At 63.1% G+C, this 11,997-nt stretch carries 9 protein-coding genes and 1 riboswitch; of the genes, 4 read left to right on the plus strand and 5 right to left on the minus strand.

Annotated elements, in window-relative coordinates; all coding sequences use genetic code 11:
* Positions 1-100: 100 nt before the first annotated feature.
* Entirely contained in the window at positions 101-415 is a 315-nt protein-coding gene (locus EOL43_RS06420; protein WP_133486714.1) for a hypothetical protein, read from the plus strand.
* Here the strand turns inward: EOL43_RS06420 and EOL43_RS06425 are convergent.
* Both EOL43_RS06425 and cobN read right to left on the minus strand, forming a co-directional pair.
* Entirely contained in the window at positions 412-894 is a 483-nt protein-coding gene (locus EOL43_RS06425) for a GNAT family N-acetyltransferase (protein ID WP_133486716.1), read from the minus strand. The genes EOL43_RS06420 and EOL43_RS06425 overlap by 4 nt on opposite strands.
* Entirely contained in the window at positions 891-4,592 is a 3,702-nt protein-coding gene (gene cobN, locus EOL43_RS06430; protein WP_133486718.1) for a cobaltochelatase subunit CobN, read from the minus strand. Before cobN ends, EOL43_RS06425 begins: the two co-directional genes overlap by 4 nt.
* Before the next feature lie 63 nt (positions 4,593-4,655).
* Here cobN and EOL43_RS15335 point away from each other — a divergent pair, with 63 nt between their 5' ends.
* Positions 4,656-4,820: a hypothetical protein gene (locus EOL43_RS15335; RefSeq protein ID WP_166636205.1), complete on the plus strand. Its 165-nt coding sequence runs from the start codon at positions 4,656-4,658 to the stop codon at positions 4,818-4,820.
* A 7-nt stretch (positions 4,821-4,827) separates the two neighbouring features.
* On the opposite strand, the gene EOL43_RS06435 is transcribed toward EOL43_RS15335, so the two are convergent.
* Both EOL43_RS06435 and cobW read right to left on the minus strand, forming a co-directional pair.
* Positions 4,828-5,280 (minus strand): GNAT family N-acetyltransferase, encoded by a 453-nt coding sequence (locus EOL43_RS06435; protein WP_133486720.1) that lies wholly within the window; start codon positions 5,278-5,280, stop codon positions 4,828-4,830.
* Entirely contained in the window at positions 5,277-6,353 is a 1,077-nt protein-coding gene (cobW, locus tag EOL43_RS06440) for a cobalamin biosynthesis protein CobW (protein WP_133486721.1), read from the minus strand. The genes EOL43_RS06435 and cobW overlap by 4 nt, the downstream gene beginning before the upstream one ends.
* Positions 6,354-6,385: 32 nt before the next feature.
* Positions 6,386-6,584, minus strand: a riboswitch (cobalamin riboswitch).
* A 202-nt stretch (positions 6,585-6,786) separates the two neighbouring features.
* On the opposite strand from cobW, the gene smc reads away from it, so the two are divergent.
* On the plus strand, positions 6,787-10,242 hold the full coding sequence (smc, locus tag EOL43_RS06445) for a chromosome segregation protein SMC (protein WP_133486723.1): 3,456 nt from the start codon (positions 6,787-6,789) through the stop codon (positions 10,240-10,242).
* A 69-nt stretch (positions 10,243-10,311) separates the two neighbouring features.
* Positions 10,312-10,779: a YbjN domain-containing protein gene (locus EOL43_RS06450; protein WP_133486725.1), complete on the plus strand. Its 468-nt coding sequence runs from the start codon at positions 10,312-10,314 to the stop codon at positions 10,777-10,779.
* Positions 10,780-10,818: 39 nt separating this feature from the next.
* On the opposite strand, the gene EOL43_RS06455 is transcribed toward EOL43_RS06450, so the two are convergent.
* Positions 10,819-11,967 (minus strand): lytic murein transglycosylase, encoded by a 1,149-nt coding sequence (locus EOL43_RS06455; RefSeq protein ID WP_240686482.1) that lies wholly within the window; start codon positions 11,965-11,967, stop codon positions 10,819-10,821.
* Positions 11,968-11,997: the final 30 nt, after the last annotated feature.

Consider the following 11,997-nt stretch of genomic DNA (forward strand, 5'->3'; position numbering starts at 1 on the left):
CAAGCGGCCTGCAGTGCACAGATTGTCGCGGGGGGATTTTGCGGGGATTTACCGATTGTTAACCAAGGCATCGCAAGCTGCACGGGAAGGAGACCCACCCATGCGCCTTGCCCATTCCCTTGTTTTTCTGGGCCTTGCAGCCCTTACCGCCTGCGACAGCCCCAGCCCGCAGTTCATGCATCGCGATACCGCAACCACGCGGGTCGAGGTCGAGGGCTCGACCTTTTCCGTCCATCAGCGTGAAAACTGGGTCGAGGTCTATCGCATCGGATTCGAGGCTCTGCCCCGCGTCCCGGTGATTCTGGCGCGTTCAAAGATCGCGATTGAACAGGCCACCGGATGCAAGGTGGTCAAAGGGTCGCTCAGCGGGGATCAGGCCATCCAAAGGGCCGAGATTGACTGCGACGAAGGTTAAATACCGGGTGCCGGCACTATCACCTTGGAGAACTCGAAAGAGGTCGGGCGGTCAAATCCCGGATGGCTATGCGCGGCGGTCTTGGTAAACCCCAACCGCTCGAACGTACGGTGGTTCTCCACCAACTCAACCCGCGTTTTCAGACGTAGAACCGACAGGCCCAACGCACGCGCCCGCTGTTCGGCCAGATGGATTAGGCTCCGCGCCAGACCCTGACGTTGCGCGCCCGGGTGCACGGCAAGCTTTCCAAGATAAAGCTCAGGAGGGTCCGCTTCGGGGCGCGGTGTCAGAAACACGCAAGCCTGTTCGCCGATCACCCAGACCTCCCCTATCCGCGCTTGCTCGGCGATCTCGTCCTCGGTCAACTGATGCAACGAACTCGGCGGATCAATCCGCCCCTCCATGCCCGCAAAGGCCACGCGAAGTAGCGCCAAAATCGGCGCCATATCTTCGTCCGACCTAAGCTGGCGGGGTATCATCTGATCTGATCCAGCATCGCGCGGGCTGAGTTTGACCGCGGCGTCCACAGACCGCGTTCAATCGCTTCGCGCAGACGCTCGGCGATCTCTTTCAGGGCCGGATCATTGTGTTCCTCGATGAACTCGCGGGTGTCGTCATCTTCGATGAAGGCGCTGTAGACCAGATCAAAGTGATGGCTGCGCACAGCGCCCGTGGTGGCCGCAAAGGCGAACATGTAATCGACCGTCGCCGCGATCTCGAACGCGCCTTTATAGCCGTGGCGCTTCACCCCATCGATCCATTTCGGGTTTACAACGCGCGACCGGACCACGCGGCCAATTTCATCTTCCAGCGTGCGGATCACCGGGCGTTCGGGGCGTGAGTGGTCGTTGTGATAGATCGGACGATCCCGGCCCTGAAGGGTCGACACAGCCGCCGCCGCACCGCCTTCGAACTGGTAATAGTCGTCACTGTCCAACAGGTCGTGCTCGCGGTTGTCCTGGTTCTGCACAATGGCTTCGACCTGACCAAGACGGGCCTCGAACCCTTCGCGGTCGCGGGTGCCTTCCGACCCCGCGCCATAGGCATAGCCACCCCATTCCAGATAGGCCTCGGCCAGATCGGCCTTGTCGGCCCAAAGCCGCTCGTCGATCATCGCCTGAAGTCCCGCGCCGTAAGCGCCCGGCTTCGAGCCATAGACCCGCGATGCCCCCTCGCCCGCTCGCACGCGCGCAGCGGCGGGGTTTACGTCGTCGGGTTCGTCCAGCGCCTGCACAGCGCGCGCGGCGCTATCAACCAAAGCGATCAGCTGCGGGAAGGCGTCGCGGAAGAAGCCCGACACGCGCAAAGTGACGTCGACGCGGGGACGGCCAAGCGCGGACGAGGGGATCACTTCGAACCCGGTCACGCGGCGGTTGGCGCTGTCCCATTTGGGTTTCACGCCCATCAGCGCCAAGGCCTGCGCGATGTCATCGCCGCCGGTGCGCATGTTGGCGGTACCCCATGCCGTCACCAGCATCGTGCGCGGCCAGTCGCCATGGGTTTGCAGGTGCTTGTCGATCAGCAGGCTGGCCGATTTCCACCCCAGCGCCCACGCGGTTGGCGTCGGCACGGCGCGGCTATCGACCGAGAAGAAATTCCGGCCCGTCGGCAGAACATCCAGTCGTCCGCGGGTGGGCGCGCCGGACGGCGCGGGGGCGACGAACTGCCCGGCAAGGGCGGTGAGGAGCCCCTCCCCCTCATCTGGTCCACAGGCGCGGACCGAGGGCAGAACCTGCGCGTGATAGGCATCAAGAACCGGACGCGTTGCCGCGAACTCCTCCGGCACCTCATCCCATGCGACCGCCATCTGCGCCAGCAGCTCCAGCCGCTCGACCGTGTCACCATTGCTGCGCCAGTTGCCCGCTTCAATTGCCTCAAGCCGCGCATGGCGTGGGCCGTCATATGTGGCCGCCATATCGCAATCCAGCGGATCAATCTCCACGCCGCAATCCGCTGCCAAAGCCCGGATCAGGGACGCATCGCCCCCTTCACCCTGCCCACGCGGGACACGGACCAGCGCGATGCCCAGATCACGCTCCAGATCCCCGGTCGGAGACTGCCCGAACACGTGCAAGCCGTCGCGGATTTGTGCTTCCTTGAGTTCACACAGATAGGCGTCGAGCTTCGCCAGATCGCTATCCTCATCCTCGCCCGACATGCCCACATCGGCGTCCAGCCCGGTGGCGTGCGTCAGGGTCAGGATCTCGCGACGCAGGCGGTCGATGCGGCGGGGGTCGACGCCGGCGGCCTCGTAATATTCATCCACCAAGGCTTCCAGATCACGCAGCGGGCCATAGGTCTCGGCCCGGGTCAGGGGCGGCGTCAAGTGGTCGATGATCACCGCCTGCGCACGGCGCTTGGCCTGCGTGCCTTCGCCGGGATCGTTCACGATGAACGGATAGACATGCGGCATCGGGCCCATCACGGCCTCGGGCCAGCAGGTCTCGGACAGGGCGACGGCCTTGCCCGGCAGCCATTCAAGGTTCCCGTGCTTACCCATATGCACCAGCGCATGCGCCCCGAACGTGTGGCGTAGCCAGAAATAGAAGGCCAGATAGTTGTGCGGCGGGACCAGATCGGGCGAGTGATAGGTCTCGGTCGGGTCGATGTTATAGCCCCGCGCGGGTTGCACGCCGACGACAACGTTGCCGAACTCCAGTACCGACAGCGCGAACGAGCCGCAGTCGACCTCACCCGGTGTGAAGAACGGGTCTTGTTCGGGCTTGCCCCAACGGGTCTCAATCGCCTCGCGCATCTCCCACGGCAGTTGGCCGTAGTTGATCTGATAGTCCGACATCTGCAGGGTGACACCGCCCGTGCGCGCGGCCCGGTCGGTCAGCCAGTTAGTCGGCCCGGCCATCACCGCCTGCATAAGCGTGTCGCTATCCGCAGGGACATCCGCAACCGCGTATCCCTGTTCCGCCAACAGCCCCAGCGCGTGCACCACGGCGGCAGGCGTATCCAGTCCCACGCCATTGGCAAGACGGCCATCCTTGTTGGGATAGTTCGCCATGATCAACGCGACTTTGCGATCTGCCGTCCCAGCCCGACGCAAACGCGCCCAGTTCGCTGCAAGCTCGGCCACGAACTGCACCCGATCACCCAGCGCTTTGTAGGTCGCGATGGGGCATTCGGTGGCTTCATCAAAGAACGCCTCACCTTTGAAGCTGATCGCACGGGACAGGATGCGCCCGTCCACTTCGGGCAGGGCCACGTTCATGGCGATGTCGCGGGCAGACAGGCCGGTTAAACCCTCGGCCCATGCCTCTTCGCTGGACCCGGCCAGCACCACTTGGAACACGGGGGCCGCGTTGCACCACGGGGCTTCGAATGGGTTCTGGCTGGGCGCATCGCCTGCGTGTGGCGAGCCGACGGCGAAGGAGGTGCAGTTCAGGATGACCTCGGGCGCGGCCTCGGTGAACAGGCTTTCCAGTGTTGCGACCGAGACTGGGTCTTTCAAGGACGCCACGAACACGGGCAGCGGATTCAGGCCCTGCCGCAACAGCGATTTCACCAGACGATTGATCGGGTTCAGCCCCGCGCCTTGCACCAGCGCGCGATAGAACACGACGGGCACAACAGGGGCACCGTCGGTCCACATCTCTTGCGCAGCAGACAAATCAGCCACGCCTGCACCGGGCCAATAGACGCCCGCGCGCAGAAGGGGACGCGCGGCTTCGGGTTTGTCGCCGCCGTCAATCATCGCCTTGGCATAGTTCAGGAACCCGACCGCGTTCTCTGGCCCGCCCTCGACCAGATAGGCCCAGAGCGCATCGTAGTCCTCATCGGACACGGTCGACAGCGCGCGCAGTTCCGCATCGGGTTTGTCGTCGCCCGGCAGCAGCGCCAACGGCACACCCGCGTCGCGCAAATGGGCGGCGTATTGTTCAGCCCCGTATTTCCAATAGCCGACACCACCCAGCACCCGCGCCACAACCAGACGGGACTTGGTCGCGCAGTTGTCGATATGCAGATCGACCGACATCGGGTGCGCCAGATGCATCATGTTGGCCAGTCGCAGACCCGGTGCGCCCGCCATCTCGGCCCGCGCTTGGGCGAGACCCGCAAGTTCCGTGTCTGCGGCCGAAATGAACACCAGATCCGAGGGCGTCTGCCCCAGATCAACCGGTTCTTTTCCGTCATCAATGCTGCCCGGAGTTGCTGCCAGAAGATGCATATCGCGTCCCTTGCGTAAAGATGTTATGGACCGGGAAAACAAATCCCGATCAAGGTGAACCCTATGGATTATAAAGCTGCCGGCGCGCCGAAACCCGCCAAGGGCAAGCCCCGCCACTCCGAACACAACGCCCGCGGAACCGAGAAGAATCCGCTGAACCGCAAGGACGACAAATCGGCGCTTTTGGCGCGGATGAAAGCGGCTGCCGACAAGGGTAAGAAGGACTGAACGCCGCTCACAGCGCTTTCTCCATGAAGAGCGAGCTGTTGGCCTCGGGGTAATCCCCAAACGGGCCGCATTTGGTAAATCCGGCCCGTTCATACAGACGGTGCGCCGCATACAGCACATTGCCGGTTTCCAGCTTCATCGCCGCGTGGCCTTGCGCGCGAGAGGTGGCTTCGATCTGGCGCATCAGCGCCTCGCCCACGCCTTTGCCGCGCGCGTCGGGCGAGACGAACATCGACTTCACCTCGCCATAGTCGCCCTTATCGGCCAGAGCGCCGGTACCCAGAACCTTGTCACCCTCGCGTGCCACGAAGAACGAGATTTCGGGCACGCAGAGGTCGTCGATGTTCAGAAAGAAATTGTCCTCGGGCGGAAACAGGCTCTCCATCAGGGCATGGCTTTGCTTTAGCAACGCCGTGGCCTGTGGATCGAGTGGATCGCCGGGGACAACGTCAATCGTCATGCGGTTAGCGCCTGTGCGATGGCGTCGCGGTCAAGACCCGACTGGCCGATGACCACCAGACGCGTCTCGCGGGTCTGAGTGCCGAAGGGCTGATCGAAATAGGTATCGACGCGGGGGCCAACCGCCTGCAACGTCAGGCGCATCGGTTTGCCTTCAACGGCGGCGAAGCCTTTCAGACGCAGGATGTTGTTGGCGCGGATCACGTCGGCAACCTTCTCGGCGAAGGCTTTAGGGTCAGCGACCTCGCCCAGCGTGACGACGAAGCTTTCGAACGCATCATGGTCATGATCATGGTGGTGATGATCGTCGTCATGGTCGTGATGGTGATCATCGTGGTGATGATGCCCCTTCTCGTGCAGCGACAGGCGGGCGTCCATGTCATCTTCGGCACCGACGCCTTGGCCCAGCAGAACCTCGACCGGCAGCGCACCCATGGTCGAGCGCACAACCTGCACCCCGTCACGGCTTTCGCCCGCCAATCGCGAGACCAGCTGATCCGCTTCGCCTTCTGCCAGAAGGTCGGACTTGTTCACGACGATCATGTCGGCACAGGTCACCTGATCCTTGAACAGCTCGGACAGCGGCGTTTCGTGGTCCAGGTTCTCGTCCAGCTTCCGCTGGGCTTCCACGGCATCCAGATTGGACGCGAACTGACCGTCAAACACAGCCTTCCCGTCCACAACAGTCACAACGCCATCCACGGTTACGCGGGTCGAGATTTCGGGCCACTGGAACGCACGCACCAGCGGCTGCGGTAGCGCCAGACCCGAGGTTTCAATCACGATGTGATCGGGCGGGGTGTCACGGTCCAGCAGCTTTTCCAGCGTCGGGATAAAGTCTTCGGCCACGGTGCAGCAGATGCAACCGTTCGACAGCTCCATGATGTCATCCTCGGTGCAGGTCTCGTCCCCGCAGCCTTTCAGGATGTCACCATCCACGCCCAGATCGCCAAATTCGTTGATGATCAGCGCGATGCGCTTGCCCTTGGCGTTGTCCAGCATGTGGCGGATCAGGGTCGTCTTGCCCGCGCCCAGAAAACCGGTGACCACGGTGGCAGGGATCTTTGCTTGCATCTTATCCTCCTTCGCCCGTCTCCCCGACGGGTGGGTTGCGTGTGGGCATGGCAGGTCTCCTGGCTTCGCGGGTCGAAGCGCGCCGCCGCCTTCCCGACCCGAAGGTCAGTGGCGCTGGCGGGCGCTCTCCGCTTACAGTCGCGGGGGCGGCTGCACCATCAAACCCCGGATTGGGTCGTCCCCGGTGCATTCCCTTTTGTCCCATTGGGAACCATGCAGAACGTCTTTGCCGTGCAAGGGGGCAAAGGGTCAAGATCGAAACCGACCTTGGACGGGGGAATGGCGGCACGGGAATCCCGCCCAAACGGCACCAAATGCAATATCTTGTGGATAAGTTGCCCATTTCGACCACATATCGGCCACCGCCGTTGACTCCTGCAACTTCCCTTCGAACAATCATTGGACAGTAAGAATCAATTATGAGGCAGACCGCTTGCGGTTTTCAAAACTCCGTCTGAATGGCTTTAAAAGCTTTGTAGACCCGACCGATCTGGTGATCGCGGACGGGCTGACGGGTGTTGTGGGACCGAACGGTTGCGGCAAATCCAACCTTCTGGAAGCCCTTCGCTGGGTCATGGGCGAGAACCGCCCGACCGCCATGCGCGGCGGCGGGATGGAGGATGTGATCTTTGCCGGTGCGGCCTCGCGCCCGGCGCGCAACTTTGCCGAGGTGTCGCTGTTATTGGACAACAGCGAACGGCTTGCCCCGTCGGGGTTCAACGAAAGCGACAATTTGGAGATCGTGCGCCGGATCACCCGCGACGCGGGCTCGGCTTACAAGGTGAACACCAAGGATGTCCGCGCGCGTGACGTCAGTATGCTGTTTGCGGACGCCTCGACCGGGGCGCATTCGCCTGCGCTGGTGCGGCAGGGGCAGATTTCCGAGCTGATCAACGCCAAGCCCAAGGCACGCCGCCGCATTCTGGAAGAAGCTGCAGGGATCTCGGGCCTGTATCAGCGCCGCCACGAGGCCGAGTTGAAGCTGAAAGGGACCGAGACCAATCTGGCGCGTGTGGAAGATGTGATCGAGCAGCTCGCCTCGCAGCTTGGGCAGTTGGCGCGTCAGGCTCGGCAGGCCGCACGCTATCGCACCATCGGGGACGACCTGCGCCGCGCCGAAGGGCTGCTTCTCTATCGTCGTTGGAAAGAGGCAGACGCCGCCCGCGCCGAGGCACAAGCGCAACTGACCGAACGTGTGAAGGCTGCGGCGGCTGCCGAGGGCGCCTCGCGTCAGGCGACCAAAGCCCGGCAGGAAGCCGAAGACCGCCTGCCGCCCCTGCGCGAGGAAGAGGCTGTTGCCGCCGCCATCTTGCAGCGCCTGCAAGTCCAGCGTGACCAGCTGTCGGATCAGGAAAGCCAAGCCCGCGCGCGGATTGAGACTCTGACCAGCCGCATCGCGCAACTGGCCCGCGACATCGAACGCGAAAGCGGGTTGAACAAGGATGCGGGCGAGACGATTGAACGTCTGGAATGGGAACAGGCACAGATTGCCAAGGCGTCCGAAGGCCATGACGACGCGCTTGAGGCGTCCAATGCCGATGCCCGCGACAGTGCGGCGATCTTGCAGGAACGTGAAGGCGACCTGACCCAACTGACGGAAGACGTCGCGCGGCTGGCCGCGCGCCACCAATCCGCCCACCGCCTGCTGGATGACAGCCGCAAAACGCTTGAGAAAAGCGAAGGCGAAGCCACGCGGGCGCGGTCCGCGATGGACGACGCCAAGGGCGCGGTAGACCAGGCGGCGGCTGATTTTGAAGCGGCTGGTGTAGCGCAAACGGCGGCGGCCAAGGCATCCGAAGACGCGGAAGCAGCTTTGGTTGCCGCCGATGAAGCCCGCGCCGAGGCACAATCGCGCGAGGCCGATGCCCGCGCTGCCCGATCATCCGCCGAGGGCGAGGTAAACGCCCTCCATGCCGAGGTTCAAGCCTTGTCACGTCTGGTCGAACGCGATGCGTCTGAAGGCTCGCAGGTGCTGGACGCTCTGCGGGTGAAATCGGGCTACGAGAAAGCCTTGGGCGCAGCGCTGGCAGATGACCTGCGTGCCCCCGAGATCGAGGGCGAAGCGCCGTCCGGCTGGGCCTTACTGCCGGGGTATTCGCAAGCGCAGTCCCTGCCCGACGGCGTGAATGCCTTGTCCAACTATGTCACCGTGCCGGAAGTTCTAGCCCGCCGGATGAGCCAAATCGGTCTGGTCCACACCGAAGACGCTGCGCGCCTGCAGGCCGAACTGAAACCGGGGCAGCGGCTTGTCTCGATGGAGGGTGACTTGTGGCGTTGGGACGGGTTCCGCGCTGGGGCGGAAGATCAGCCCTCAACCGCCGCGCTGCGTTTGGAACAGCTGAACCGCCTGCAGGAACTCAAGCAAGATCTGGAAGAGGCCACCGCCCGCGCCGATGGTGCCCGCGCCGCCCATGACATGCTGAAAACCCGGCTGGTCGAAACGACCGAGGCCGACAAACGTGCCCGCGATGCCCGCCGCGACGCCGACCGCGCTGTGACCGAAGCGAACCGCGCCCTGTCGCGCGCCGAGGCCGATCGCAACATCGCGGAAGGCAAGTTGGAAAACCTCGGACTGGCGCTGAAACGCCACGAAGAAGAAGCCATGAGTGCACGTCAGCGTCTGGCCGAAGCGGAAAAAGGCGTCGCCGATCTGGGCGATCTGGACGCCGCCCGCACGCAGGTGGAAGAGGTCAAAATGGCCGTCGAAGCCGCGCGGATGACCATGATGTCCAAGCGCTCGGCCCATGACGAATTGCGCCGCGAGGGCGAGGCGCGGACCCGTCGGTCTCAGGAGATCACCAAGGAAATCTCGGGCTGGAAGCACCGTCTGGAAACCGCGGGCAAACGGATCGCCGAGCTGGACGAGCGCAAGACCGAAAACGAAGCCGAGCTGAAAGACGCCCAAGCCGCGCCAGATGAACTGGCCGCAAAGCGCGACGAGCTGGCCGATGCCATTGGCGAGGCCGAAACCCGGCGCAAAGCCGCAAGCGACAAGCTGGCCGAGGGCGAAACCGCCGAACGCGAAGCTGCCAATGCGGAACGGGACGCCGAACGCGCCGCCGGTGAAGCCCGCGAAGCCCGCGCCCGCGCCGAAGCCCGCGCAGATGCAGCGCGCGAAACAGTCGCGCTGGCCGCCGAGCGCATCCAGGAAGAAATGGAGACCACGCCGGACGCCCTTCTGGAAACGCTGGATGCAGATCCGGAAAAGATGCCCTCGTCCGAACAAATCGAACACGACGTGAACCGTCTGAAACGCCAGCGGGATTCGCTGGGCGCGGTGAACTTGCGCGCCGAGGAAGACGCCAAGGAAGTTCAGGAAGAGCACGACAATCTTTTGTCCGAGAAGACCGATCTGGAAGAGGCAATCAAGGCCCTACGCACCGGCATTTCGAGCCTAAACAAGGAAGGCCGCGAACGTCTGTTAACCGCGTTCGAGCAGGTGAACGAAAGCTTCGGCACACTGTTCAAGCACCTGTTTGGTGGCGGCGAGGCCAAGCTGGTTCTGGTCGAAAGCGACGACCCACTGGATGCGGGTCTGGAAATCATGTGTCAGCCTCCGGGCAAGAAACTGTCGACGCTCAGCCTGCTGTCGGGGGGTGAACAGACCCTGACCGCGCTGGCGCTGATCTTTGCCGTGTTCTTGGCCAACCCCGCACCGATCTGTGTGCTGGACGAGGTTGACGCGCCGCTGGACGACGCTAACGTGACCCGGTTCTGCGACCTGCTGGATGAGATGACCCGCCGCACCAACACGCGCTTCCTGATCATCACGCACCACGCCGTGACGATGGCGCGGATGGACCGTTTGTTCGGTGTGACGATGGCAGAACAGGGCGTTAGCCAGCTGGTCAGCGTGGACCTGAAGAAGGCCGAGCAGATGGTTGCCTGATCCGGCAACGCCCTTGCCCCAACCCGATCATCCCCCTAGGCTGACCCAAAGTCTGATTTGGAGAAGCTTATGAAATCCATTCTTTTTTCCGGCGCGATGGCACTGTCCCTGTTGGCGGGACACACCGCATCTGCCCAGCAGGTCAAAGCCTCGGAACCTGAAAGCGTGCTGGCCTATTTCGAAGACCTTGGCGCGCCTGCGAAGCTGGTCGAAGACAACGTCGGCGACCCGTCGGTCGAGGTGCAGTATTACGGCACCAGCATGGTCGTGTTCTTCTATGGCTGTCGAAACAACACCAACTGCAACTCGCTTCAGTTCTTCGCTGCCTACACCAAGGACAGCGAGATCTCGCTTGCCGGTCTGAACGACTGGAACGCCGAGCAACGCTATGGCCGGGCCTATGTGGCCGAAGACGGCCGTAAGATGCTGGAGTACGACATTTACACCGGTCAGGACGGCGTCAGCATGACCGACTTTGACGAGATCTTCGACATCTGGACCGAGGTCGTCGAAAGCTTCGAAGACGCACTGTCTTGAAACATGCCGCCCCCACCCTGATGGCTGGGGGCGTTTTTCTTAAAGAGCATTCAACAGCTTGGAGGTCGGCCACGCATCGGCGGGCAGGCCCAGACGGATCTGCTCTTGCTGAATAGCGGCACGGGTTTTCGCGCCCAGAATGCCGTCGATCTTGCCCACATCATGCCCGCGCGCAGCCAGTTTCTTTTGCAGCGCTTTCATCTGCTGACCCGTGAAGGCCGGGTCGGGGTTGCCTGCGTCGAAGACCGGCGCGCCTTCCAGCCGCGTTGCGAAATAGGCGGCGGTGGTCACGTAGACGAAGCTTTGGTTCCACTCGAAATAAACGTTGAAGTTGGGGTAGGCGATGAAGGCCGGCCCCTTGCGTCCTTGTGGCAGAATGATCGAGGCCGGCAGGGTCCCCTTCCCCAGCTTCCCGCTGCGGGGTTTCACACCCAGTGCGGCCCAGTCGGACACGGATTTCGTGGTGTTCAGCCCGGTCTCTGCCCAGTTCAGGTTTGACGGCACCGTGACCTCTTGCAGCCACGGCTCGCCCGCGCGCCAGCCCAACCCGCGCAGCATGTTGGCCCCTGACAGAAGCGCGTCCGCAGGGGTCTTGCGCAGGTCGATCTTCCCGTCGCCATTGCCGTCCACGCCCGCCTCGATGATGTCACCGGGCAGCATCTGCACCATGCCGATCTCGCCCGCCCATGCGCCGGTCGAGGTCGCGGGATTGAAGGCACCGGCCTCGTACAGTTCCAGTGCTGCAAAGACTTGCGGCTGGAACAGTTCCGGGCGGCGGCAATCATGCGACAGCGTCACCAGAGAGTTCAGCGTGTTAAAGTCCCCTTGGAAGGCGCCATAGTCGGTTTCAAACGCCCAGAACGCGGTCAGGACACCGCGGCTGACGCCATATTCGGCCTCCATTCGGTCAAAGGTGGCGGCGTGCTTGGTCAGCATGGCGCGGCCCCGGTCGATCCGGTTCTGGCTAATCAAACGGCGCGAGAAATCGACGAAGGGCCGTTGGAAGATCCCCTGCGCACGATCGGCTTTCAGCGTAGCCGGATCTTGCCGGACCGACGCGAAAAACTTGTTCACGCTGGCTTTGGAGTGCCCCTTGGCGATGGCCGCGTTCTTCATGGCGCCCACGAAGCCCTTGAAGCTGCCGCCACAGGCCACATTTTGCGCCTGTGCGGGAAGGGCTAGTGTCATAGCCAAAACCGCTGCGGAAATTATTTTTTG

The sequence above is a fragment of the Aliiroseovarius marinus genome, assembly GCF_004360145.1.
GTDB classification, from domain to species: Bacteria; Pseudomonadota; Alphaproteobacteria; order Rhodobacterales; family Rhodobacteraceae; genus Aliiroseovarius; species Aliiroseovarius marinus.